At 56.5% G+C, this 24,363-nt stretch carries 22 protein-coding genes; 18 read left to right on the top strand and 4 right to left on the bottom strand.

Annotated elements, in window-relative coordinates:
* The first annotated feature begins 15 nt into the window (after positions 1-15).
* Positions 16-765, top strand: coding sequence for a tRNA(1)(Val) (adenine(37)-N(6))-methyltransferase TrmN (trmN, locus tag AC6I8B_RS14615; protein ID WP_497817474.1), 750 nt, complete (start codon positions 16-18; stop codon positions 763-765).
* On the opposite strand, the gene nadB is transcribed toward trmN, so the two are convergent.
* Positions 750-2,369, bottom strand: a complete 1,620-nt coding sequence (gene nadB / locus AC6I8B_RS14610) for an L-aspartate oxidase (RefSeq protein ID WP_010671303.1) — start codon at positions 2,367-2,369, stop codon at positions 750-752. The two genes, trmN and nadB, sit on opposite strands and share 16 nt — an antisense overlap.
* A 414-nt stretch (positions 2,370-2,783) precedes the next feature.
* On the opposite strand from nadB, the gene rpoE reads away from it, so the two are divergent.
* The 11 genes from rpoE (at position 2,784) to acpS (ending at position 12,239) form a co-directional block, all read left to right on the top strand.
* Positions 2,784-3,362: an RNA polymerase sigma factor RpoE gene (gene rpoE / locus AC6I8B_RS14605; protein WP_010257669.1), complete on the top strand. Its 579-nt coding sequence runs from the start codon at positions 2,784-2,786 to the stop codon at positions 3,360-3,362.
* Between the two features lie 27 nt (positions 3,363-3,389).
* A complete protein-coding gene (gene rseA / locus AC6I8B_RS14600; RefSeq protein WP_157352772.1) occupies positions 3,390-4,043 on the top strand; it encodes an anti-sigma-E factor RseA in 654 nt (217 codons plus the stop codon).
* A complete protein-coding gene (rseB, locus tag AC6I8B_RS14595; RefSeq protein ID WP_010257666.1) occupies positions 4,043-4,999 on the top strand; it encodes a sigma-E factor regulatory protein RseB in 957 nt (318 codons plus the stop codon). Before rseA ends, rseB begins: the two co-directional genes overlap by 1 nt.
* Positions 4,996-5,460, top strand: a complete 465-nt coding sequence (gene rseC / locus AC6I8B_RS14590; protein ID WP_010257664.1) for a SoxR-reducing system protein RseC — start codon at positions 4,996-4,998, stop codon at positions 5,458-5,460. The genes rseB and rseC overlap by 4 nt, the downstream gene beginning before the upstream one ends.
* A gap of 218 nt (positions 5,461-5,678) precedes the next feature.
* Positions 5,679-7,478 carry a translation elongation factor 4 gene (lepA, locus tag AC6I8B_RS14585; protein ID WP_010257661.1) on the top strand — a complete coding sequence of 600 codons (1,800 nt, stop codon included), beginning with the start codon at positions 5,679-5,681 and terminating at the stop codon, positions 7,476-7,478.
* A 9-nt stretch (positions 7,479-7,487) separates the two neighbouring features.
* Entirely contained in the window at positions 7,488-8,462 is a 975-nt protein-coding gene (lepB, locus tag AC6I8B_RS14580; RefSeq protein ID WP_010257658.1) for a signal peptidase I, read from the top strand.
* Positions 8,463-8,593: 131 nt separating this feature from the next.
* Positions 8,594-9,274: a ribonuclease III gene (gene rnc, locus AC6I8B_RS14575; RefSeq protein WP_010257656.1), complete on the top strand. Its 681-nt coding sequence runs from the start codon at positions 8,594-8,596 to the stop codon at positions 9,272-9,274.
* Positions 9,275-9,416: 142 nt separating this feature from the next.
* Positions 9,417-10,322: a GTPase Era gene (era, locus tag AC6I8B_RS14570; protein WP_010257653.1), complete on the top strand. Its 906-nt coding sequence runs from the start codon at positions 9,417-9,419 to the stop codon at positions 10,320-10,322.
* Between the two features lie 4 nt (positions 10,323-10,326).
* Entirely contained in the window at positions 10,327-11,055 is a 729-nt protein-coding gene (gene recO, locus AC6I8B_RS14565) for a DNA repair protein RecO (protein ID WP_010257651.1), read from the top strand.
* A 72-nt stretch (positions 11,056-11,127) separates the two neighbouring features.
* Positions 11,128-11,859: a pyridoxine 5'-phosphate synthase gene (pdxJ, locus tag AC6I8B_RS14560; protein WP_010257647.1), complete on the top strand. Its 732-nt coding sequence runs from the start codon at positions 11,128-11,130 to the stop codon at positions 11,857-11,859.
* The gene (acpS, locus tag AC6I8B_RS14555; protein WP_010257645.1) at positions 11,859-12,239 is read left to right on the top strand and encodes a holo-ACP synthase; all 381 of its coding nucleotides are present in this window, start codon (positions 11,859-11,861) and stop codon (positions 12,237-12,239) included. Before pdxJ ends, acpS begins: the two co-directional genes overlap by 1 nt.
* Here acpS and AC6I8B_RS14550 read toward each other — a convergent pair.
* Together AC6I8B_RS14550 and AC6I8B_RS14545 are read right to left on the bottom strand one after the other, a co-directional pair.
* The gene (locus tag AC6I8B_RS14550) at positions 12,236-12,484 is read right to left on the bottom strand and encodes a YfhL family 4Fe-4S dicluster ferredoxin (RefSeq protein WP_154210695.1); all 249 of its coding nucleotides are present in this window, start codon (positions 12,482-12,484) and stop codon (positions 12,236-12,238) included. The two genes, acpS and AC6I8B_RS14550, sit on opposite strands and share 4 nt — an antisense overlap.
* Positions 12,485-12,539: 55 nt before the next feature.
* Positions 12,540-13,379: a MurR/RpiR family transcriptional regulator gene (locus AC6I8B_RS14545; protein WP_010257643.1), complete on the bottom strand. Its 840-nt coding sequence runs from the start codon at positions 13,377-13,379 to the stop codon at positions 12,540-12,542.
* 154 nt (positions 13,380-13,533) lie between these two features.
* On the opposite strand from AC6I8B_RS14545, the gene yfhb reads away from it, so the two are divergent.
* The gene (gene yfhb / locus AC6I8B_RS14540; protein ID WP_157352770.1) at positions 13,534-14,172 is read left to right on the top strand and encodes a phosphatidylglycerophosphatase C; all 639 of its coding nucleotides are present in this window, start codon (positions 13,534-13,536) and stop codon (positions 14,170-14,172) included.
* 63 nt (positions 14,173-14,235) lie between these two features.
* On the top strand, positions 14,236-14,727 hold the full coding sequence (gene tadA, locus AC6I8B_RS14535; RefSeq protein WP_010671307.1) for a tRNA adenosine(34) deaminase TadA: 492 nt from the start codon (positions 14,236-14,238) through the stop codon (positions 14,725-14,727).
* Here tadA and mltF read toward each other — a convergent pair.
* Complete coding sequence (gene mltF, locus AC6I8B_RS14530; RefSeq protein ID WP_033758659.1) at positions 14,724-16,190, bottom strand: membrane-bound lytic murein transglycosylase MltF; 1,467 nt, start codon at positions 16,188-16,190, stop codon at positions 14,724-14,726. The two genes, tadA and mltF, sit on opposite strands and share 4 nt — an antisense overlap.
* Before the next feature lie 267 nt (positions 16,191-16,457).
* On the opposite strand from mltF, the gene purL reads away from it, so the two are divergent.
* The 4 genes from purL to glrR all read left to right on the top strand — a co-directional run bounded on the left by purL (position 16,458) and on the right by glrR (position 24,358).
* The gene (gene purL, locus AC6I8B_RS14525) at positions 16,458-20,345 is read left to right on the top strand and encodes a phosphoribosylformylglycinamidine synthase (RefSeq protein ID WP_033778639.1); all 3,888 of its coding nucleotides are present in this window, start codon (positions 16,458-16,460) and stop codon (positions 20,343-20,345) included.
* A 579-nt stretch (positions 20,346-20,924) separates the two neighbouring features.
* On the top strand, positions 20,925-22,352 hold the full coding sequence (locus AC6I8B_RS14520) for a sensor histidine kinase (protein ID WP_163640746.1): 1,428 nt from the start codon (positions 20,925-20,927) through the stop codon (positions 22,350-22,352).
* A 3-nt stretch (positions 22,353-22,355) separates the two neighbouring features.
* Positions 22,356-23,024: a two-component system QseEF-associated lipoprotein QseG gene (qseG, locus tag AC6I8B_RS14515; protein ID WP_157352768.1), complete on the top strand. Its 669-nt coding sequence runs from the start codon at positions 22,356-22,358 to the stop codon at positions 23,022-23,024.
* Positions 23,024-24,358, top strand: coding sequence for a two-component system response regulator GlrR (glrR, locus tag AC6I8B_RS14510; protein ID WP_010257627.1), 1,335 nt, complete (start codon positions 23,024-23,026; stop codon positions 24,356-24,358). The genes qseG and glrR overlap by 1 nt, the downstream gene beginning before the upstream one ends.
* Positions 24,359-24,363: the final 5 nt, after the last annotated feature.

Genomic DNA, 24,363 nt, shown 5'->3' with positions numbered 1-24,363 from the left:
CGATGGTAGTGACGAATGATGCAGGATAAGCCGCGTGAACGGCCACAGTTAAACAAGAATGGTTTTACCTTTAAACAATTTTTTGTCGCGCACGATCGCTGTGCGATGAAAGTGGGCACCGATGCCATTCTGCTTGGGGCCTGGGCGCCGGTTGCCGGGGTAAAACGTATTCTGGATATTGGCAGCGGCAGCGGGCTTATCGCGCTGATGCTGGCGCAGCGTACGCCATCGCTGGTCAACATCGATGCGGTTGAGCTGGAACCGGAAGCCGCGCTTCAGGCGCAGGAGAATGTGCAGCAGTCGCCGTGGCCTGAACGTATTCAGATTCATCAGCAGGATATCGCCGACTGGGCTGAACAGTGCGATAAACGTTACTCGCTAATCGTCAGCAATCCGCCTTATTTTGCGCCTGGCGTGGCCTGTTCTACTGCGGCACGGGACAGCGCCCGAGCCACGGCCTCGCTCGATCATCAGACACTGCTACGCAGCGCTGCATTACTGATTGAAGAAGAGGGGATGTTCTGCGTGGTGCTGCCCACCGCGACCGGCCAGGAATTCATCGACCTGGCTCAGGCGGATGGCTGGCACCTGCGTTTCCGGCTGGACGTGGCGGAATATGCCCATCGTCCGCCGCACCGCGTCCTGCTGGGGCTGTCGCCGCAGGCCGGTGAAACCCTGCTGGAGCGTCTCGCTATCCGCACGCCGGACACCCGCTATTCTGCTGAGTGGTGTAGCCTGACGCGGGAGTTCTACCTTTTTATGTAGTCCGGCGGCGTCAGGATGGTTGGCCGCGCCTCGGGCAGTAAATCCGGGTAGTCGCGGATATAGTGCAGGCCGCGACTCTCTTTTCGCTCCAGCGCACAGCGCACCATCAGGTCAGCGACCTGCACCAGATTCCGTAGCTCCAGCAGATTATTGGAGAGGCGGAAATGACGATAATATTCATCGATCTCCTGCTGAAGCAGGTTGATGCGACGCAGCGCCCGCTCCAGCCGCCGGGTCGTGCGGACGATTCCCATGTAATCCCACATGAATAATCGCAGCTCGTGCCAGTTATGCTGGATCACCACGCGCTCATCGGCGTCATCGACCTGACTTTCATCCCATGCGGGTAGCGCAGTAACGGCTTCGATGGCGGGCAGGGTGCGAATCAGCTCCTCTGCGGCGGACCAGCCATACACCAGACACTCCAGCAGCGAATTGGATGCCATGCGGTTAGCGCCATGCAGGCCGGTATAACTCACCTCACCGATGGCATAGAGGCCACTGACGTCGGTCTGGCCGTGCTGATCAACGACCACGCCGCCACAGGTATAGTGCGCGGCAGGCACAATCGGGATGGGTTCTTTGGTGAGGTCAAAGCCAAAGGTCAGCAACTTCTCATAGATCATCGGGAAGTGCGCGCGAACAAACTCCTCAGGCTGGTGGCTGATGTCCAGATACATACAGTCGACGCCCAGCCGCTTCATCTCATGATCGATGGCCCGGGCGACGATATCGCGCGGGGCGAGTTCGGCGCGCTCATCGAAATCGGGCATGAAACGGCTGCCATCGGGACGCAACAGCCAGGCACCTTCTCCGCGTAACGCTTCGGTTAACAGGAAATTCTGCGCCTGCGGATGAAACAGGCAGGTCGGGTGGAACTGATTAAATTCCAGATTGGCAACCCGGCAGCCGGCACGCCAGGCCATCGCGATGCCGTCACCGGAGGCGATGTCGGGGTTAGTCGTATATTGATAGACCTTGGCGGCACCGCCAGTTGCAACCACCACGGCCCGTGCCCGACAGGTTTCCACCTGTTCGCGATTACGGTTCCAGATCCACGCGCCTACTACACGGCGTGGGCCTGGCAGGCCGATTTTATCTGAAAGAATCAGATCGACTGCGTTGGTGCGTTCCAGAATCCGGATGTTGGGATGGCTCAACGCCTGGCTTACCAGCGTCGTTTCAACCGCATGGCCGGTGGCGTCAGCGCTGTGCAGGATACGGCGATGACTGTGGCCGCCTTCCCGCGTCAGGTGATAACGCATGTCGCCGGCCGCCTGCGGATCGAGATCAAAGGCGACACCGTTGTCGATCAGCCACTGCACGCAGTGCCGGGCATTACTGGCGATAAACGAGACGGCTTCACGGTCGCATAATCCTGCTCCGGCAATCAGCGTATCTTCGATGTGCGACTCGATGCTGTCAGTCTCATCAAATACCGCAGCAATACCGCCCTGGGCGTAAAGGGTTGACCCCTCATTGACCTGCGCTTTACTGAGAACTGTCACCTGATACTGTTTTGCCAGCCGCAACGCCAGCGACAGGCCAGCAGCACCGCTGCCCACAATGAGTACATCACACTGATAATCCGGGTTCGCATTCATCATAATGTTTAATTTACTAAACAAGAATAGGGCTGAGCATAAGCGCAATGGGGGTTGCTGTGAAGTATTTTAAACATCTGGCGCAGGTTTTTGTCTGATGATTTCCCAAAGTTACTTAATATCAGTGAGTTAAAACCGGACTGCTTTTGGCGCGGTTTTTTATAGCAAACTTATTAAACCTAAAGGATTTAATGATGAAAAAGCTGTTGTCATAGGTTACTCTGCCTGCGATTTACGCTCCTTACACTGAACGAAAACGAAGAACCTGTGTAATGTCCATCGGAGCGGTAAATATCAGGGCGAGAAGTGAACTTCGCACCACATCACAACTCTAAGCGCATGCTTGCTCAGAACCATGAGATGTGCTGGCAGTTACTTTATGCGTATGAAAAATTTGGGGAGACATTACCTCGGATGAGCGAGCAGTTGACGGACCAGGTCCTTGTCGAGCGCGTACAGAAGGGAGATCAAAAAGCTTTCAACTTACTGGTGATTCGTTACCAGCATAAAGTGGCGAGCCTGGTTTCACGCTATGTTCCCTCGGGCGACGTACCTGATGTAGTACAGGAATCGTTTATTAAAGCGTATCGCGCACTGGACTCATTCCGGGGCGATAGCGCGTTTTATACCTGGCTGTACCGCATTGCGGTAAATACAGCGAAAAATTACCTGGTTGCTCAGGGGCGTCGTCCGCCATCCAGCGATGTGGATGCTATCGACGCAGAAAATTTCGAAAGTGCGGGTGCATTAAAAGAAATTTCGAACCCTGAGAACTTAATGTTGTCAGAAGAATTGAAACAAATTGTCTTTCGTACCATCGAGGCGCTACCCGAGGACTTGCGTATGGCAATCACCCTCAGGGAACTGGACGGTCTGAGTTATGAAGAGATCGCCGTCATTATGGATTGCCCGGTAGGCACTGTTCGATCACGTATCTTTCGTGCGCGAGAGGCCATTGATAACAAAGTTCAACCGCTTATCCAACGTCAGTGATAACGGCTACTGGAAGGGTACATAGGCATGCAGAAAGAAAAACTTTCCGCTTTAATGGATGGTGAGACCTTAGATAACGAGCTGTTTTCCGCCTTGTCTAAGGACGCAGAATTACAGAAAAGCTGGGCAAACTATCATCTCATTCGCGATACCATGCGCGGTGATGTGGGCGATGTCCTGCATTTTGATATTTCTGCGCGCGTCGCTGCTGCCATCGAAAAAGAACCGTTGCGTACGGTTACAACGCTGATCCCTGAAGCTCAGCCAGAACCTTCCCGCTGGGAAAAAATGCCGTTCTGGAAAAAAGCGCGCCCGTGGGCTGCGCAACTGACCCAGGTCGGTGTCGCTGCCTGTGTTTCACTGGCCGTGATCGTAGGCGTTCAGCACTATAACCAGCCAGAGGGCAGCGCCACGCAGACCTCTGACTCTCCGGTGTTCAATACGATGCCGATGATGGGCAAAGCGTCTCCGGTGAGCCTGGGCGTGCCGTCTGATGCATTTGACACCAACAGTTCTAACCAGCAGGTTCAGGACCAGCGTCGTCGCGTAAATGCCATGCTGCAGGATTACGAACTGCAACGTCGCCTGCACGCTGACCAGCTGCAGTTTGAAACCACTGCGCCAAAACAGGCGCAGGTTGATGTTCCCGGAAATCAATCATTAGGACAGCAACAGCAGTAATGAAGCCGCTTTGGTATGCTGTTAGCCTGCTGACAGGCAGCCTGTTGTGGTCATCTGCCGCCCCGGCGCAACCTTCTGCGTCCGGGGCGCTATTGCAGCAGATGGAGCAGGCAAGTCAGAACCTCAACTACGAATTCGCCTATATCAACGTTTCCCGCATCGGCATCGAATCGCTGCGTTATCGTCATGCTGTAATCGATAACCGGATATTCGCTCAGCTGTTGCAGATGGACGGGCCACGTCGGGAAGTGATCCAGCGCGGCAACGATATCAGTTACTTCGAACCCGGCCTCGATCCCTTTTCGCTCCCCGGTAATCACATTATCGATGCTTTGCCGTCGGTGATTTTTGCTGACTTCACCAAGCTCGCTACAGCCTATGATTTTATTACCGTGGGCCGCTCGCGCATTGCCGATCAGATGTGTGATGTGTTGCGCATCGTTTCACGCGATGGCACCCGTTACAGCTATGTGGTCTGGCTGGATGTGGACACCAAGCTGCCGCTGCGCATCGACCTGCTCGATCGTGACGGCGAAACGCTGGAGCAGTTCCGCGTCATCAGCTTTGCGGTGGACGAAGGGGTGCGCAATCTGATGCAGGGGCTGGAGAAAGCCAATCTGCCACCGTCGCTTTCCGTGCCGAAAGGGGATGCGGTTACGCTCACCTGGCAGCCAGGCTGGATACCTGCCGGTATGTCGCTGGTGTCGCAGAATCGCCGCACGCTACCCGGTCTGAATAAAAATATGGAATCGAAGCTCTACAGCGATGGCCTGTTTAGTTTCGCTATCAACGTGACGCCGGCCGATAAAACCAGCACAACGCAGACATTGCGCACTGGGCGTCGTACGGTCCAGACCGTTGTGCGCAATAATAACGAAATAGCGGTGATCGGCGAATTACCGCCCTCTACCGCAAAACGTATTGCGGACAGCATCGACCTGGGGTCACAAAAATGATGAGAGAATGGGCCACCGTGGTGGCATGGCAGGATGGCATCGCCACGCTGCACACCGAAGCAAAAACCTCCTGCAACAGCTGCCAGGCGCGTAAAGGCTGCGGCAGCCATATGCTGAATAAGCTCGGTCCGAAGAATGCCCACGTGATGCAGATCGCCAGCAGCAAGCCGCTGCAGCCGGGGCAGCGGATCGAACTCGGTATCAAAGAGAGCAGCCTGCTGGGTTCAGCGCTGCTGGTCTACATGACGCCGCTGTTTGGCCTGTTCCTGGTTTCCGGGCTGTTTCAGGCGCTGTTCAGCAGCGATCTGGCCGCCGCCTGCGGTGCGCTGCTGGGCGGCATCGGGGGTTTTATTGTCGCCAAAGGCGTTTCAATGAAATTCGGCGATCGGGAAGCCTTTCAGCCGGTCATTCTGAACATCGCCTTGCCTCCCGATGCGCTGCGTGTTGAAAGCGAAGCGTAACGCACGTCCAGGCCGCGCATCCCGCGGCCTTTGTCTGTTCTGCCTCGCGCAGATATCTGTTTCGCTTCCACCACGTTCCATTCTTTTATGCGCGGCGTTAACAGTGTAATATGCGTCGTCATTAATGAGGCTGACAGGATTGTGGGTAAAGAGCGATCTTCCTGAATGTGTCTGTGCTCAGGTTTTCAACTGAATTTTAAGCGAAGATATCCCAATAAATGAAGCACATAAGAAATTTCTCCATCATCGCTCATATCGACCATGGCAAATCTACGCTCTCTGACCGCCTGATTCAGATTTGCGGCGGCCTCACCGCTCGTGAAATGGCTGCGCAGGTTCTTGACTCTATGGATCTGGAGCGCGAGCGTGGCATCACCATCAAAGCACAGAGCGTCACACTCGATTACCACGCGAAAGACGGCCAAACTTACCAGCTCAATTTCATCGATACCCCAGGACATGTAGACTTCTCTTATGAAGTTTCCCGCTCACTGGCCGCCTGCGAAGGCGCGCTGCTGGTGGTGGATGCCGGTCAGGGTGTTGAAGCGCAGACACTGGCGAATTGCTACACCGCGATGGAGATGGATCTGGAAGTGGTGCCGGTTCTGAACAAAATTGACCTGCCCGCTGCCGATCCCGATCGCGCCGCGCAGGAAATTGAAGATATCGTCGGCATTGATGCAACTGACGCGGTGCGCTGCTCAGCTAAAACCGGCGTCGGCGTTCCGGAAGTGCTGGAACGCTTAGTGCGCGACATTCCGCCGCCAGAAGGCGATCCGGAAGCGCCGCTGCAGGCACTGATTATCGACTCCTGGTTCGATAACTACCTGGGTGTTGTTTCCCTGGTGCGCGTGAAAAACGGCACCATGCGCAAAGGCGACAAGATCAAAGTCCTGAGCACCGGCCAGGTTTATAACGCTGACCGCCTGGGTATCTTCACCCCGAAACGGGTTGATCGTAATGAGCTGAACTGCGGTGAAGTAGGCTGGCTGGTCTGCGCCATTAAAGATATCCTCGGCGCACCCGTGGGCGATACGCTGACTACCGCACGTAACCCGGCAGACAAAGCGCTGCCAGGCTTTAAAAAAGTGAAGCCACAGGTTTACGCCGGTCTGTTCCCAATCAGCTCTGACGACTATGAAGCGTTCCGTGATGCGCTCGGTAAGCTTAGCCTGAACGACGCCTCGCTGTTCTATGAGCCAGAAAGCTCAACGGCGCTGGGCTTCGGTTTCCGCTGCGGCTTCCTCGGTCTGCTGCACATGGAGATCATCCAGGAGCGTCTGGAGCGCGAATACGATCTCGATCTGATCACTACCGCACCGACGGTGGTGTATGAAGTCGTGACCACCAGCGGCGAAATCGTTCATGTCGACAGCCCATCTAAGCTGCCGGCACTGAACAATATCGAAGAGCTGCGTGAACCGATTGCCGAATGTCACATGCTGCTGCCGCAGGAGTATCTGGGCAACGTCATCACGCTCTGTATTGAGAAGCGTGGCGTGCAGACCAACATGGTTTACCACGGCAATCAGGTGGCACTGACTTACGAAATTCCGATGGCTGAAGTGGTACTCGACTTCTTTGACCGTCTGAAATCAACCTCGCGCGGTTATGCCTCGCTGGATTACAACTTTAAACGTTTCCAGCCTTCAGACATGGTACGCGTCGACGTACTGATTAACTCTGAGCGTGTGGATGCGCTGGCGCTGATTACCCACCGTGACAACGCGCCTTATCGCGGACGCGATCTGGTTGAGAAAATGAAAGAGCTCATCCCGCGTCAGCAGTTTGATATTGCGATTCAGGCTGCCATCGGCAACCACATTATCGCGCGTTCAACGGTGAAACAGCTGCGTAAAAACGTTCTCGCCAAGTGTTATGGCGGTGACGTCAGCCGTAAGAAGAAACTGTTGCAGAAGCAGAAAGATGGTAAGAAGCGAATGAAGCAGGTTGGTAACGTTGAGCTGCCACAGGAAGCGTTCCTCGCCATTCTGCATGTCGGTAAGGACAGCAAATAAGGATTTCCAATGGCTAATATGTTCGCCCTGATTCTGGCGATAGCGACGCTGATTACTGGCATCGTATGGGTAATTGATCGTTTTAAATGGGCACCCGCGCGTCGCGCGAAACAGGCTGAGGCTCAGGCACAGACCGGTAACGCGCTCGACAGCAAAACGCTGGCGAAGGTCGCTGCAAAGCCAGGCTGGGTTGAAACGACCGCATCCGTGTTCCCGGTGCTGGCCGTGGTTTTCATCGTGCGTTCGTTTATCTACGAACCATTCCAGATTCCCTCTGGCTCGATGATGCCGACGCTGTTGATTGGTGACTTTATCCTGGTGGAGAAGTTTGCTTACGGCATCAAGGATCCGATCACCCAGACGACGCTGATCCCAACCGGTCAGCCGAAGCGCGGCGATATCGCGGTATTTAAATACCCGAAAGATCCGAGCCTGGATTACATTAAGCGCGTTATCGGCCTGCCGGGCGACAAAGTCATTTATGATCCTTACAGCAAAACGCTGACGGTGAAACCGACCTGCTCCGATGATAAAGCCTGTGACACAGCGTTAGCGGTAACTTACACCGACGTTGAGCCAAGCAACTTTGTTCAGACCTTTAGCGGCTTTGATGGCAACGAAACCGGCAACGGTTTTTATCAGGTGCCGCAGGGCGATACCCTGCGCGGTGGTTTGCGCCTGGGAACCCGCAAAGAGACAATCGGTAACGTGACGCATGACATTCTGCTGGTAAACGAAGCGCAGAGTCAGGCAGGCATGTATTATCAGCAGCCGGGTCAGCCGCAGGCGAGCTGGGTCGTGCCGAAAGGGCAATACTTCATGATGGGCGACAACCGTGATAACAGCGCCGACAGCCGCTACTGGGGCTTTGTCCCGGAGCGTAATCTGGTCGGTAAAGCGGTCGCTATCTGGATGAGCTTTGAGAAACAAGAAGGCCAGTGGCCAACCGGCGTGCGATTCAGTCGCATCGGTGGTATCCACTAACATTATTGTCTGATTAACAGGCAAATCGGGTGGCCTCCTCAGGGAGGCCACTGCACACCAAACGGAACGTGTTGGATTACCAGCCCCGTTTGGTATGCAGAGTCACAGACGCAACAAAGAACTGGAATCGCATGAACCCCATCCTGATTAACAAGCTTCAGCGCAAACTGGGCTACACTTTTACTCATTCGGAACTGTTACAGCAGGCCCTGACTCACCGCAGCGCCAGCAGTAAGCACAACGAACGCCTGGAATTTCTTGGCGATTCTATTCTTAGCTATGTGATTGCTAATGCCCTTTATCACCGCTTCCCGCGGGTTGATGAAGGTGACATGAGCCGCATGCGCGCCACGCTGGTGCGGGGCAACACGCTGGCTGAAATGGCACGCGAATTTGATCTTGGCGAGTGCCTGCGCCTGGGACCCGGTGAGCTGAAAAGCGGCGGTTTCCGTCGTGAATCGATCCTGGCGGATACGGTGGAAGCGCTGATTGGCGGTATCTTCCTCGACAGCAGTATTGAGCGCGTAGAGCAGCTGATCCTCGACTGGTATCAGACCCGCCTCGACGAAATCAGTCCTGGCGACAAACAAAAAGATCCGAAAACGCGCCTGCAGGAGTATCTGCAGGGACGTCATCTGCCGCTGCCAAGTTATCTGGTAGTACAGGTACGTGGCGAAGCCCACGATCAGGAATTCACCATTCACTGTCAGGTGAGTGGCATGGCCGAGCCGGTTGTCGGCGTCGGCTCCAGCCGTCGTAAAGCTGAGCAGGCAGCGGCTGAACAGGCACTGATAAAATTAGGTCTTGAATAGATCTGTCGGGATGACAGTGCCGGAACCGGCACTGAACCATTAACCTGACACTCTATCCCGGCGTCAGAAGACGCTGAATGACACATGACTCAAATAGCACTCTTTCGGCGCCGCATCAGGCGCTGAACAATTCAGGACTCGAATGAGCGAAAACGTTACTTATTGCGGCTTTGTCGCGATTGTTGGCCGACCAAACGTCGGTAAATCCACCTTACTGAACCAGTTGCTGGGGCAGAAGGTGTCGATCACCTCGCGTAAGCCGCAAACCACGCGCCACCGCATCATGGGCATTCATACCGAAGGCGAATATCAGGCGATCTACGTCGATACTCCCGGTCTGCACATGGAAGAGAAGCGCGCCATTAACCGTCTGATGAACCGCGCAGCCAGCAGTTCTATTGGCGACGTAGAACTGGTGATCTTCGTGGTTGAAGGCACCCGCTGGACGCCCGATGATGAGATGGTATTGGGCAAACTGCGCGACAATAAAGTGCCGGTGGTGCTGGCGATCAATAAGGTCGATAACATCCAGGACAAAAGCATTCTGCTGCCGCATCTGCAGTTCCTGAGCCAGCAGATGAACTTCCTCGATATCGTGCCTATTTCCGCTGAAAGCGGCAAAAACGTCGATACCATTGCGGCGATTACCCGCAAGCATCTGCCGCAGGCCGATCATCACTTCCCGGAAGATTACATCACCGACCGCTCACAGCGTTTCATGGCGTCAGAGATGATCCGTGAAAAACTGATGCGCTTCCTGGGGGCTGAACTGCCTTACTCCGTTACGGTTGAGATTGAGCGCTTCGTGACCAACGAACGTGGCGGTTACGATATACACGGTCTGATTCTGGTTGAGCGCGAAGGGCAGAAGAAGATGGTGATTGGCAACAAAGGCGCCAAAATCAAAGTCATCGGAACAGAAGCGCGCAGAGACATGGAAGAGATGTTCGAAGCGAAAGTGCATCTCGAACTGTGGGTGAAAGTGAAATCCGGCTGGGCAGATGACGAACGTGCGCTGCGCAGCCTGGGTTATACAGACGATCTCTGATTCAATGGAAGGCTGGCAACGCGCCTTTGTGCTGCATAGTCGCCCCTTCAGCGAAACCAGTCTGCTGCTCGACCTGTTCAGCGAAAGTGAAGGGCGGGTGCGGGTTCTGGCCAAGGGCGCACGTTCGCGGCGCTCGCAGCTGAAGGGGGCGTTACAGCCTTTTACCCCGCTGCTGGTTCGCTGGAGCGGGCGCGGGGAAGTCAAAACCCTGCGCAATGCCGAAGCGGTGTCGCTGGCCTTACCGCTCAGCGGCATCACGCTCTACTGCGGTCTCTACGTCAATGAGCTGGTCTCTCGCGTATTGCAGCAGGAATTCCCCTTCTCAGAACTCTTCTTCGACTATCTCAACTGCCTTCAGGCATTAGCCTCAACGCACGGCAAGCCCGAACCGGCACTGCGACGTTTTGAACTGGCGCTGCTCGGTCACCTGGGTTATGGCGTCGATTTCCTGCACTGCGCCGGCAGCGGCGAGCCGGTCAGCGACAACATGACGTACAGCTACCGCGAAGAGCGCGGTTTTATTGCCAGCCTGGTGGTCAATCAGCGTAGCTTTACCGGCCGCGAATTGCGCGCCCTGTGCGAGCGAGAGTTTCCCGATGCCGACACTCTGCGCGCCGCGAAGCGGTTTACCCGCATCGCCCTGAAGCCCTATCTTGGTGGCAAGCCGCTGAAGAGTCAGGAGCTGTTCCGCCAGTTTATCCCGAAGAAAAAGCCTGAACAGGCAGAAGAATAGCGCGGGTCGTACCGCCTGTTTCACTTTGCGCGGTACACTCAACATCACGATGAAAAACAAGTGAGGACGGTCATGGCTGAGTTGCTGTTAGGCGTCAATATCGATCACATTGCCACGGTGCGTAATGCCCGTGGGACAAACTATCCCGATCCGGTGCAGGCGGCGTTTATCGCCGAGCAGGCGGGCGCAGACGGCATTACCGTGCACCTGCGCGAAGATCGCCGTCACATCACTGACCGCGACGTGCGTATCCTGCGTGACACCATCCAGACGCGGATGAATCTGGAGATGGCGGTCACCGATGAAATGATCGGCATCGCCTGTGATATCCAGCCCCATTTCTGCTGCCTGGTGCCGGAAAAGCGTCAGGAAGTGACCACTGAAGGCGGGCTGGATGTAGCGGGGCAGCAGGAGAAGATGAACGCGGCCGTACGACTGCTGAGTGACGCAGGCATTCTGGTTTCGCTGTTTATCGATGCCGATCACCGTCAGATTGAAGCGGCCGTGGCCAGCGGCGCGCCTTACATCGAAATCCATACCGGCGCTTACGCCGAAGCACCAGAGGGACTGGCGCGTGACGCGGAGCTGGCGCGTATCCGCCACGCCGCGACCTTTGCCGCCAGTCTGGGACTGAAGGTCAATGCCGGTCACGGTCTGACCTATCACAACGTGCTGCCGATTGCGGCGCTGCCGGAAATGCATGAGCTGAATATCGGCCATGCGATTATTGGTCGTGCGGTGATGAGTGGCCTGCCGGATGCGGTCAAAGAGATGAAGCAGCTGCTGCGTGAAGCCCGTCGCTGATGGCTATTCTGGGACTGGGTACGGACATCGTTGAGATTGAACGTATCGCCGGGGTGATTGAACGCTCCGGCGACCGGCTGGCACGGCGGGTGCTGAGCGAAGCCGAATGGCAGCAATATCAGGCGCACAAGCAGCCGGTGCGCTTTCTCTCTAAACGCTTTGCGGTAAAAGAGGCGGCGGCAAAAGCCTTTGGCACCGGTATTCGCGGTGGTCTGGCGTTTAATCAGTTTGAAGTTTACAACGATGCGCTGGGAAAACCGGGATTACGCTTCTTTCAGCATGCCGCTGAAGTGGCAGAGAGGCTGGGCGTTAAACACGTTCACGTGACGCTGGCCGATGAGCGTCACTACGCCTGCGCCACGGTGATCATTGAAAGCTAGCCGTGCAGCAGCACGAACTTCTCCCACAGCGCATCGCGTGATTCGGTGTGCTGTGGGTCAATGATGATGGTGTTGTCGATGGGGCATACCTGCTGACAGGTTGGCGTCTCATAGTGCCCGACGCATTCCGTGCAGCGGCTGACATCAATCTCATAGATCGCATCGCCCAGTGAAATGGCCTGGTTCGGGCACTCCGGTTCACACATATCGCAGTTAATGCATCTGGCCGTAATCAACAGCGCCATTTTATCCACCTGATAACAACAGAAAAAGCGCGGGTATTATACGCGCTGCCGCTGATCAGACCAGCTTTTTCACCAGCGCTTCGCTGTGGCGAATATGACTGGACGCGCGTTCCGGATCGTTTTGCACCAGCGCCATAAACAGCAGATCGGTCAGGGCCAGCTGCGCCGTGGTCGAGGAGATGGCCGCGCTGCGGGTACTCTGCTCCTCCGCCACCGTATAGAGACAGTAGCTGGCGCTCTGCTGCAGCGTATTCGGCGTAAAACCGGTAAAGGCCACCACATCTGCGCCTACCTGAACCGCCTCCTGCGCGGCCAGATTGATCTCCCGCCGTTCACCGGTGTAAGAGATGGCGAGCAGCACATCGCCTGGCCCCATCGCCTGCACGCTGGCCAGCAGGGCGTGCATATCCTGCTCTGCCACCGCATTAATGCCGATCTTCATCAGCTTCCAGGAGAAGTCCTTCGCCACCAGACCCGAAGCGCCAATGCCCACCAGTAAAATACGCCGGGCATTTTTCAGCAGCTGCAACACATCGTTGAGTTTCTCTTCGCTGTTAATATCCAGCGTGGCGCGGATCGCCGAAAGTTTCTCCGTCAGCAGCTTCTCACCCACCATTTTAAGGGGATCGTCGCTGAGGATATGGTTATGTACGGTAATGGCATCTTTGTCCGCCAGTGACTCACTCAGGGCCAGCTTAAGCGCCGGAAAACCTTTGTATCCCAGTTTCTGAGCAAACTTCACCACGCTCGACTGGCTGACGCCAGACTCTTCCGCCAGCTTTTGCGAACTCAGGTGGCGCGCCCGATCGGGTTGCGACAGTAGAAAATCAGCCAGCCGACGCTCGTTCAATGCCAGACGTGGATAAAGCTGGCGAATGCGCAGCAATGAACTCATGCCCAATCCTCGTAATTCAGGGATAATCTGTGAAGAATAAACTATTCATCAGGCATTGTAGTCATCGGAATTAAAAATGACAGTCATCGCCGTAGCGCCTGATGATGGCTACACTACTCTTTATCATTCCAGAATCAGCCTGAAGGAGAGTTGTTTGACCAGGGGAACACAACGTCGCGTCGTATTTTTTGACCTGGATGGCACTTTGCACCAGCAGGACATGTTCGGCACTTTTATGCGCTATCTGCTGCTTCGCCGCCCGCTTAATCTGCTGCTGGTGGTGCCGTTGTTGCCGGTGGTGGGTATCGGCTTGTTGTTTAAAGGCCGGGCGGCACGCTGGCCCATGAGCCTGCTGCTCTGGTCTATTACTTTTGGTCGTTCTGAGCGGACGCTGCTGCAACTCGAAGCCGAATTTGCGCAGTGGTTCCGCCTGCGCGTTAAAGCCTTTCCGGTGGTTCAGCAGCGCCTGACCGATTATCTCGGCAGTGATGATGCTGACGTCTGGCTCATCACCGGATCGCCACAGTCTCTGGTGGAGCAGGTCTATTACGACTCCGCGTTTCTGCCACGCGTGAAGCTGATTGCCAGTCAGATGCAGCGCGGCTGGGGCGGGCGGGTACTGGCAATGCGCTGCCTCGGCCATGAGAAAGTGGCACAGCTGGAAGAGAAAATCGGCACCCCGCTACAGCTCTACAGCGGCTATAGCGACAGCAAACAGGACAACCCGCTGCTGTTTTTCTGTCAGCATCGCTGGCGCGTAACACCCGCAGGTGAGCTGCAACAGCTGGAATAAGTTTCTAAAGGATCGGTGAGACCGCTATAATGCGCCGCTTTTCTGTCGCCCGGAGTGGTCAGCATGAAACAACAAGATGAATACTGGATGCGCCATGCGCTTGACCTGGCGCGCCGGGCGTGGGAGCAGGGCGAAGTGCCGGTGGGCGCGGTGCTGGTTCAGAATGACCGGGTGATCGGTGAAGGCTGGAACCGGCCCATCGGCCAGCACGATCCGACGGCGCATGCGGAGATTATGGCGTTGCGGCAGGGCGGTAAAGTACTGGAAAATTATCGTCTGCTGGACACCACGCTCTATGTGACGCTGGAGCCGTGCGTGATGTGCGCCGGCGCCATGGTACACAGCCGCATCAGCCGGCTGGTCTACGGTGCGCACGATATCAAAAGTGGAGCGGCGGGATCGCTGCTCGATGTGCTGGGGCACCCCGGCATGAATCATCAGGTTGAATTACAGAGCGGCGTGCTGGCTGAAGAGTGTGCCGCTATGCTGAGCGACTTCTTCCGTATGCGTCGCGAGCAGAAAAAAGCGCTGCGGCAGGCGCAACGCCAGGATTAATTCATGGCGATCTTTGGTTCGACCGCCGGATAGCCTTTGGCCAGTTCGGCCTGTGCTTGTTGTGCTTCAGCCTGCTGCGCCAGGCGTTTTTCCTGCTCCTGCAGATAACCCACCAGGCTTAACTGATATTTGCGGATGTTCTCCACATAGTTATAGGCTTCATGCCCACGGGCATAGCCATAAGCCGTCTGGGTGTAGTAACGCTTCTGGCTCAGCATGGGCAGACGCAGCTTCACATCCGCCCAGCTATCCGGATTACCCCCCTGGCGGGCAGTGAGTTTACGGACATCCAGCATATGGGCATAGCCCATGTTATAGGCCGCCAGCGCAAACCAGATGCGCTCATCTTCCGGGATGGTCTGCGGCACCTTCGCCATCATATCCTGCAAATACTGACTGCCGCCGCGAATGCTCTGTTCGGGATCGGTCCGGTCGCCCACATCCAGGCTCTCAGCGGTGTTACGGGTCAGCATCATCATGCCGCGCACGCCGGTAGGGGAGGTGGCCTGCGGGTTCCAGTGCGACTCCTGATAGGAGATTGCCGCCAGCAGTCGCCAGTCAATGCTGGTGGCGTACTTCTCAAACAGCGGTTTGATGTCAGGCAGCGTGTTATCGATGGCGCGCAGGAAAGTGCGGGTATCGACATAATCAAAGGTGCCGACGTGGCCGAGATATTTCTCCTCCAGCCGCGCCATCGCCCCTTCTTCACCCATACCGTTAAAGAAGTCGAGCATCGCGGCATTCAGGCTGTCGTCATCGCTGTGCCGCACATACCAGGTGACCGGCTCTTCATCAGTGACGTCAAACGCCACCGCCAGCTGCGGATAGATGCGCTGCAGCAGAGCGATGGTCACGGAGTCGCCAATCGTATAGTCGAGCTTGCCGTCTGCCACCGCTTCCAGCAGGGCTTTAGGACTTTGATCGGTGGAGATCGCCCAGTCCAGATCGGGGTACTGATTTGACCGCGCGCTCTTCAGCGTTGACAGATACGCCGATCCAGACGCAACAGTCAGCCGCCCCTTTAAGTCACCGAGGTTTTTAGGGCGTGGCTTATCCACGCGATAGACCAGCTGCTGCGAAACGTTGTAGTAGCCTGGCCCGGTCTGATAGCGGGTCAGGCGTTCGCTGTTGTAGTTCAGACCCGCGGCCAGCAAATCGGCTTTGCCATCATCTAAATCGTCAAACAGATCGCTCAGGTTGGGACGTACTGTCACCTTGAGTTTGACGCCCAGATAATCGGCGAAGCGTTTTGCCAGCTCATAATCCATACCGGCCGGAGATTGGTTCACTGTGTAGTAAGTCAACGGGGAATTGATGGTACTGACACGCAGTACTCCCCGTGATTTAATCTGTGAAATCTGGTCCTGCCCACCCCCATACCAGGGAATGGATGGCCATAGCGCTAACGCTAACAGCACGGCAACCAGACCGATAAACAGATAATTAAATTTTAGGCGTTTCAAATAGTTATCTCTCGCTGGCTCTAAGGCCTCTGTCTTTTAAAGGCAGTATTTGTCTTCTTTGAACTCCCAGAGCGAGGGGCATTTTGCGCAACAAAATCACGCTGAGCAACTTTTATAGCAGCTTTTGCGCAAAATTCAGGCAAATCCGGGTCGCCAAAAATTGTGCGCAAACGGTTTCGTCGCGAGGTCGCTTTCTCTATAATACGCCCCGTTTTCCCTGTTGCGCCCAATGAAGCGTCGCCCGGCGCCCTGACGAGAGATTTATTAATGGAAATTCTGCGTGGTTCGCCCGCCCTGTCGGCATTTCGTGTAAACAAACTGCTGACCCGCTTTCAGGACGCTCATCTGCCGGTGAGTGATATTTACGCTGAGTACATCCATTTTGCTGATGTCAGCACGCCCTTAAGCGCTGACGAACAGAGCCGTCTGCAGCGCCTGCTGAAATATGGTCCCTCTCTCGCTGAACATGCCCCACAGGGGCGTCTGCTGCTGGTGACGCCTCGTCCCGGCACCATTTCGCCCTGGTCATCCAAAGCCACGGACATTGCCCACAACTGCGGCCTGCCGCAGGTACGTCGCCTGGAGCGCGGCCTGGCCTTTTATGTGCAGGCCCCACAACTGACGGAAGCGCAGTGGCAAACGCTGGGCACACTGCTGCACGATCGGATGATGGAAACGGTCTTCGGCGATCTGGCGCAGGCTGAACAGCTGTTCGCGCATCACACGCCACAGCCGGTGAAAAGTGTCGATCTGCTGGGTGAGGGCCGTCAGGCGCTGGTTCAGGCGAATATCTCACTGGGTCTGGCGCTGGCCGACGATGAAATCGACTATCTGGTGGCGGCGTTTACCGCACTGGGCCGCAATCCCAACGACATTGAACTCTACATGTTTGCGCAGGCGAACTCTGAGCACTGTCGTCACAAGATCTTCAACGCCGACTGGATTATCGACGGCGAGAAACAGCCAAAGTCGCTGTTTAAGATGATCAAAAACACCATGGAGCAGACGCCGGACTACGTGCTCTCTGCTTATAAAGATAACGCCGCCGTGATGGAAGGCTCAGAGGTTGGCCGCTTCTTTGCTGACGCCGGAGAGAGCGAATACCGCTGGCATCAGGAAGCCGCACACATCCTGATGAAGGTGGAAACCCATAACCACCCAACGGCCATCTCGCCGTGGCCCGGTGCTGCGACCGGTTCCGGTGGTGAAATCCGTGATGAAGGCGCAACAGGAAGGGGTTCTAAGCCAAAAGCGGGCCTCGTCGGTTTCTCCGTATCGAACCTGCGTATCCCTGGCTTTGAACAGCCGTGGGAAGAGGACTTCGGCAAACCGGCCCGCATCGTCAGCGCGCTGGAAATCATGACCGATGGCCCACTGGGCGGTGCTGCATTTAACAATGAATTTGGTCGTCCGGCTCTGAATGGTTACTTCCGTACCTATGAAGAGCAGGTCACCAGCCACAACGGCACTGAGCTGCGTGGCTACCATAAGCCGATTATGCTGGCGGGCGGCATCGGGAATATCCGTGCCGATCACGTGCAGAAAGGTGAAATCACCGTAGGCGCGAAGCTGGTGGTGCTGGGCGGTCCGGCAATGAACATCGGCCTGGGCGGCGGCGCGGCGTCATCGATGGCCTCGGGTCAGTCTGATGCCGATCTCGACTTTGCCTCGGTACAGCGTGATAACCCGGAGATGGAGCGCCGTTGTCAGGAAGTGATCGACCGCTGCTGGCAGCTGGGCGATGAGAACCCGATTCTGTTTATCCACGACGTGGGCGCTGGCGGCCTCTCCAATGCGATGCCGGAGCTGGTCAGCGATGGCGGTCGTGGCGGCCGGTTTAACCTGCGTGACATCCTGAGTGATGAGCCAGGCATGAGTCCGCTGGAGGTCTGGTGTAACGAATCACAGGAACGTTATGTGATGGCAGTGGCACCCGATCAGCTGGCGCAGTTTGAGGCAATTTGCCAGCGTGAACGCGCACCGTTCGCGGTCATTGGTGAAGCCACCGAAGAGCTGCACCTGAGCCTGGAAGATAGTCATTTCGGTAATAAGCCGATCGATATGCCACTTGATGTCCTGCTGGGCAAAACACCGAAGATGACGCGGGATGTGGTGACGCAGCAGACACAGGGCACTGCCCTGCAGCGTGACGGCATTACGCTGGTCGATGCGGTGAATCGCGTGCTGCATCTGCCTGCCGTGGCGGAAAAAACCTTCCTGATCACCATCGGTGACCGCAGCGTGACCGGCATGGTTGCGCGCGACCAGATGGTGGGACCGTGGCAGATCCCGGTTGCCAACTGTGCGGTGACAACCGCCAGCCTCGACAGCTATCACGGCGAAGCGTTTGCCCTGGGCGAACGTTCACCGGTTGCGCTGCTGGACTTCGCGGCATCGGGTCGTCTGGCCGTCGGTGAAGCACTGACCAACCTGGCGGCTACCCATATTGGTTCGCTGAAGCGTGTGAAGCTTTCCGCAAACTGGATGTCCGCCGCCGGTCATCCGGGTGAAGATGCCGGTTTATATGCGGCGGTGAAAGCGGTCGGCGAGGAGCTTTGCCCGGCGCTGGGGATCACCATCCCGGTCGGTAAAGATTCGATGTCGATGAAAACACGCTGGCAGGAAGGCAGCGAACAGCGCGAAATGACCTCACCGCTGTCGCTGGTAATTACCGCTTTTGCCCGCGTCGAAGATGTCCGTCGCACCGTCACGCCACAGCTGCAGGCCGATCAGGATAATCTGCTGCTGCTGATCGATCTGGGCAACGGCGCGAATACGCTGGGCGCAACCGCGCTGTCGCAGGTTTACCGTCAGCTTGGCGACAAACCTGCCGACGTGCGCGATGCCGCTCAGCTGGCGGGCTTCTTCAATGCCATCCAGGCGCTGGTGGCTGAGCAGAAACTGCTGGCTTATCACGATCGCTCCGACGGTGGTCTGCTGGTGACGCTGGCCGAGATGGCGTTTGCTGGTCACTGCGGCATCGACGTTGACATCGCCTCGCTGGGTAACGATGCGCTGGCCGCCCTGTTTACCGAGGAGCTGGGCGCGGTGATTCAGATCAACGCCGCCGATCGCGCCGTGGTTGAGCAGATCCTGGCGGATCACGGCCTTGCCGACTCGACGCATCTGCTGGGCAGCGCGCAGCCGGGCGATCGCTTTGTGATCCGTTCTGGTGACAGCGCGGTCTACAGTGAAAGCCGCAACACGTTGCGTACCTGGTGGGCGGAAACCACCTGGCAGATGCAGCGTCTGCGCGACAATCCGGCTTGTGCCGATCAGGAACATGAAGCGAAGAAAAACGACAGCGATCCTGGCCTGAACGTTAATCTGACTTTTAATCCGCAGGAAGATGTTGCTGCCCCGATGATCGCCACTGGCGCACGTCCAAGGGTCGCGGTGCTGCGTGAGCAGGGCGTGAACTCCCATGTAGAGATGGCCGCCGCCTTTGATCGGGCAGGTTTCACCGCCATTGACGTTCACATGAGCGATCTGCTGGCTGGACGTCGCGGTCTGGAAGAGTTCCAGGCGCTGGTCGCCTGTGGCGGCTTCTCTTACGGCGATGTGCTGGGTGCCGGTGAAGGCTGGGCGAAATCGATTCTGTTTAATCCGCGCGTGCGTGACGAGTTCGAAACCTTCTTCCATCGTCCGCAAACCCTGGCGCTGGGCGTCTGCAACGGCTGCCAGATGATGTCTAATTTGCGTGAACTGATTCCAGGCAGCGATCTCTGGCCGCGCTTTGTGCGTAACCAGTCTGAGCGCTTTGAAGCGCGCTTCAGTCTGGTAGAAGTGGCCGCCAGTCCCTCGCTGTTGCTGGACGGCATGGCCGGTTCGCATATGCCTATCGCCGTTTCGCACGGTGAAGGCTTTGTTGAAGTGCGTGATGCTACGCATCTGGCGGCGCTGGAGTCGAAAGGGCTGGTGGCACTGCGCTTTGTCGATAACTTCGGCAAGGTGACAGAAACCTATCCGGCTAACCCGAATGGCTCACCAAACGGCATCACTGCCGTGACTAATGAAAGTGGTCGCGTCACTATCATGATGCCGCATCCGGAGCGGGTGTTCCGCACCGTCAGCAACTCCTGGCATCCGGCAGAGTGGGGCGAAGACAGCCCGTGGATGCGTATTTTCCGCAATGCGCGCAAACAGCTGGGTTAATGTAATCCGCTGAAAAGAGCAGGAGGCCAGTGTGCCTCCTGCTCTTTTTTGTGGCTCTGTTGGCAAATGGCGACAATGAGCATGTCGTACTGTCTCTTTTTGGTGACATCTATCTCATTGATTTTTAATGGGCGCCTCTCCGGCGCGATTTCATGTCGCTCAGCGGAGACAGTTTTCACTTACTGTAATCAGATTTTGCGCAACAGTTGTCCGGTAAGCTTATTCAATCTGCTGAAAAATATAATGATTTATTTCCTGGCATGGAACTTGCTATACTCATGCAGCTGCTCATTCACCTGTTTATGATTGCCCCGCTTAGCGGAGAAGAGCTCATAAAGCCCGAATGACGCACCAAACGGAGCCTGCCGTCCAACTGACCGATAATCGCTTGCGTTATCAAACACCGGACGTAACGTTGAGTAAGGCTCCACCCATTTTTACGCGATGCATCACGCGTCGTGCCAGCGGCAGGCCATCGAGCCTGCCGTTTTCTTTTCTTCCCCTTTCTTCCGCCGACACCTTTCTTCCGCTGACAGAGTCCGTTAGCATCCAGACAGCAAATCTTAAGGAAGCGGCTGCGTGAAAAAATGGCGTTTATTTCCCCGTTCTCTGCGTCAGCTGGTGCTGATGGCGTTTGTTCTGGTGCTGCTGCCGTTGCTGGTGCTGGCCTGGCAGGCGTGGGAAAGTCTCTCTGCGTTAAGCGAACAGGCAGCGGATACCAACCGCAATACCTTCACCGACGTTCGCAGAAGTGAGGCGATGGCGCGAACGGCGGTTGAGCTGGAGCGCAGCTATCGCCAGTACTGCGTGCTGGATGATGCCTCGCTGGCGCGCCTTTATCAGACCCAGCACACCCGCTACAGCCAGATGCTGAGTTCGCACAGCGCCAGCCTGCCCGAGCTGCCCGCATTCCAGACTTTACAGGCGACGTTGCCGCTGCTGACACCGTTAAAGTGCGATAACGGTAATCCGGTTACGCCTGCCGCAGAGGCGCTGGATCGTTTTTCTGCCACCAATGCGCAGATGGTGCAGGACACGCGCGAAGTGGTGTTTTCGCGCGGCCTTCAGCTGCAGCGCGAAATTGCCGATCGCGGCCAGTTTTTTGGCTGGCAGGCGCTGATTCTGTTTATCATCAGTCTGGCGTTGATGACGCTGTTTACCGGCATGATTATCGGGCCGGTCAAGCGTATTGAGCGGATGATCAACCGGCTTGGCGAAGGCCGGGAACTGGGTAACAGCGTGACATTTCGCGGCCCGCGCGAGTTACGCTCGCTGGGACAGCGCATCGTCTGGCTCAGCGAACGGCTTCAGTGGCTGGAATCGCAGCGCCATGAATTCCTGCGCCATCTTTCTCACGAACTGAAAACACCGCTGGCCAGCCTGCGTGAAGGCACCGAACTGCTGGCGGACGAGGTAGCCGGGTCGCTGAACGCCGATCAAAAAGAGGTGGTCACTATCCTCGACGGCAGCAGCCGTCATCTGCAGCGGCTGATTGAACAGCTGCTTGATTACAACCGTAAACTGGCAGATGGCCCGATCCAGCTGGAACCGGTCAGCGTGGCGGAAATTGTGGAGGGGGTAGTGAATGCACACGCACTCTCGGCGCGCGCCAAACTCATGCAGACGGTTGTCAATCTGGAGGTCAGTCACTGCCTTGCCGAACCGATGTTACTGATGCGGGTCATTGATAATCTCTATTCGAACGCCGTGAACTACGGCAGCGAATCCGGTACCATCTGGCTGCGCAGTCAGCAGCAGGGCGATCGGGTCTGGATTGATGTCGCGAACAGCGGTACGCCGATCCCGCCGGAAGAGCAGGCAATGATTTTCGAACCTTTTTTCCAGGGTAGCCAGCAGCGCAAAGGGCCGGTAAAAGGCAGCGGGCTGGGATTGAGTATTGCCAAAGATTGCCTGCGCCGGATGCATGGCGACCTGACGCTGGTCTCCTGCGAGCAGGCTGATGTCTGTTTTCGAATTGAACTGAACACCACAGCCGGGAAAGTCTGACTGATGAAATATTTACCCGCTTTGCTGTTGAGCACACTGACCACGCTGCTGCTCAGCGGATGTACGATATCCCCGGCCACCTCATCCCTGCCGTCAGGCCATCAGGTGGCGGAACCCGAGGTCAGCGTGGCTGATTACCTGGCGACCCGCTGCAGTGACCTGTGGACGATAGAGAATAGTGCGGCACTGAGTAATCCCCTCTACTGGATGCGGGCGATCGATTGCGCTGAACGCCTTTCCCCCGCCGAGGCCCGAGCCGAAGCTCACCGCTGGCCGGTTGAGAGCTGGTCGCGCGCTTTCAAGCAGGGCGTGCTGATGTCGAACGGCAACGTGACGCCAGTGGAGCGTCGTCGCTATGTTGAAACCCTGGATCGCTACAGCAGCGATTTCCCGCAGTCTGTGCGTCCGCTGCTCCAGTTGTGGCGCAGTAATCAGGCCGCGCAGCTCGACCTGAGTGAAGCGCGCACCCGTTATGTTCATCTGCAACAGAGCAGCGATACCCAGCTGGAGGCGATACGCCAGCAGATGGTTAAACAGCAGCAGCAGCTCAGCGACACGCAGCATAAGCTGGAGCGGCTTACTGATATTGAGCGCCAGCTTTCATCGCGGAAAGCCCCGGATGTTTCTGACAGCGGCCATGGCACTGCGCTGCCGCAGGATGAGGAGCAATAATGGTCAGACAAGCGGCAAAACTGCTGCTGGTGGATGACGATCCCAGCCTGCTAAAGCTGCTGGGCATGCGTCTTCGCAGCGAAGGTTATCAGGTCACCACCGCGGCCAGCGGACCCGAAGCGTTGCGTCTGCTGCAGAAAGAAAAAATCGAGCTGGTGATCAGCGATCTGCGGATGGATGAGATGGATGGTCTGGCGCTGTTTGGCGAGATCCAGAAACGCCACACCGGTCTGCCAGTGATTATCCTGACGGCACACGGTTCTATCCCGGACGCAGTTTCCGCCACGCAGCAGGGCGTCTTCAGCTTCCTGACTAAACCGGTGGATAAAGATGCGCTTTACAAAGCGATCGATGAAGCACTGGCTCAGCAGGCGCCGGTCAGCGATGACCGCTGGCGGGAAGCGATCGTCACCCGTAGCCCGCTGATGTTGCGGCTGCTGGAGCAGGCACATATGGTGGCGCAGTCGGACGTCAGCGTGCTGATTAACGGGCAGAGCGGTACCGGTAAAGAGATGCTGGCACAGGCGATTCACGCCGCCAGCCCGCGAAACGGCAAGCCCTTTGTCGCCATTAACTGTGGCGCACTGCCGGAGCAGTTACTGGAGTCAGAGCTGTTCGGGCATGCCAAGGGGGCCTTTACCGGCGCAGTCAGTGCCCGTGATGGTCTGTTTAAAACTGCAGGTGGTGGCACGCTGTTCCTGGATGAGATTGGCGATATGCCGCAACCGCTACAGGTTAAGTTGCTGCGGGTATTGCAGGAGCGTAAGGTCAGGCCGCTGGGCAGCGATCATGATATTGAGATCGACGTGCGCATTATTTCAGCCACGCATCGCGATCTGCCGAAGGCGATGGAGAAAAAGGAGTTTCGCGAGGATCTCTTCTATCGTCTTAATGTGGTGAACCTGAAGATTCCGGCGTTGCATCAGCGCACTGAAGATATTCCGCTGCTGGCTAATCATCTGTTGCGTCAGGCGGCGGAACGGCATAAACCGCAGATCCGCAGTTTTTCCGTTGATGCGATGAAGCGGTTGATGGCGGCCAGCTGGCCGGGCAACGTGCGTCAGCTGGTTAACGTGATTGAACAATGTGTAGCGCTGAGCTCATCGCCGGTGATCAGCGATGCGCTGGTGGAGCAGGCGTTAAGCGGTGAGAATAGTGCTTTGCCGACCTTTGCTGAGGCGCGCAATCAGTTTGAGCTGAACTATCTGCGTAAGCTGTTGCAGATGACCAAAGGCAATGTAACCAATGCCGCACGTCTGGCTGGACGCAACCGCACGGAGTTCTATAAGCTGCTGTCTCGTCATGAGCTGGATGCCAGTGATTTCAAAGAGTAGCGGAG

This window comes from Pantoea sp. X-Soil-ISGK-285 (assembly GCF_059730815.1).
This window is presented reverse-complemented; position numbering and strand designations above follow the sequence as displayed.

Bases quoted from the DNA above. Each gene is read 5' to 3' on its own strand.
- AC6I8B_RS14545 (WP_010257643.1), bottom strand. From the start codon at position 13,379: ATGAGTTCATTGCTGCGCATTCGCCAGCTTTATCCACGTCTGGCATTG.
- rseB (WP_010257666.1), top strand. From the start codon at position 4,043: ATGAAGCCGCTTTGGTATGCTGTTAGCCTGCTGACAGGCAGCCTGTTG.
- era (WP_010257653.1), top strand. From the start codon at position 9,417: ATGAGCGAAAACGTTACTTATTGCGGCTTTGTCGCGATTGTTGGCCGA.
- glrR (WP_010257627.1), top strand. From the start codon at position 23,024: ATGGTCAGACAAGCGGCAAAACTGCTGCTGGTGGATGACGATCCCAGC.
- purL (WP_033778639.1), top strand. From the start codon at position 16,458: ATGGAAATTCTGCGTGGTTCGCCCGCCCTGTCGGCATTTCGTGTAAAC.
- lepA (WP_010257661.1), top strand. From the start codon at position 5,679: ATGAAGCACATAAGAAATTTCTCCATCATCGCTCATATCGACCATGGC.
- qseG (WP_157352768.1), top strand. From the start codon at position 22,356: ATGAAATATTTACCCGCTTTGCTGTTGAGCACACTGACCACGCTGCTG.
- AC6I8B_RS14550 (WP_154210695.1), bottom strand. From the start codon at position 12,484: ATGGCGCTGTTGATTACGGCCAGATGCATTAACTGCGATATGTGTGAA.
- rseC (WP_010257664.1), top strand. From the start codon at position 4,996: ATGATGAGAGAATGGGCCACCGTGGTGGCATGGCAGGATGGCATCGCC.
- rpoE (WP_010257669.1), top strand. From the start codon at position 2,784: ATGAGCGAGCAGTTGACGGACCAGGTCCTTGTCGAGCGCGTACAGAAG.
- trmN (WP_497817474.1), top strand. From the start codon at position 16: ATGATGCAGGATAAGCCGCGTGAACGGCCACAGTTAAACAAGAATGGT.
- rseA (WP_157352772.1), top strand. From the start codon at position 3,390: ATGCAGAAAGAAAAACTTTCCGCTTTAATGGATGGTGAGACCTTAGAT.
- nadB (WP_010671303.1), bottom strand. From the start codon at position 2,369: ATGAATGCGAACCCGGATTATCAGTGTGATGTACTCATTGTGGGCAGC.
- rnc (WP_010257656.1), top strand. From the start codon at position 8,594: ATGAACCCCATCCTGATTAACAAGCTTCAGCGCAAACTGGGCTACACT.
- acpS (WP_010257645.1), top strand. From the start codon at position 11,859: ATGGCTATTCTGGGACTGGGTACGGACATCGTTGAGATTGAACGTATC.
- pdxJ (WP_010257647.1), top strand. From the start codon at position 11,128: ATGGCTGAGTTGCTGTTAGGCGTCAATATCGATCACATTGCCACGGTG.
- lepB (WP_010257658.1), top strand. From the start codon at position 7,488: ATGGCTAATATGTTCGCCCTGATTCTGGCGATAGCGACGCTGATTACT.
- tadA (WP_010671307.1), top strand. From the start codon at position 14,236: ATGAAACAACAAGATGAATACTGGATGCGCCATGCGCTTGACCTGGCG.
- recO (WP_010257651.1), top strand. From the start codon at position 10,327: ATGGAAGGCTGGCAACGCGCCTTTGTGCTGCATAGTCGCCCCTTCAGC.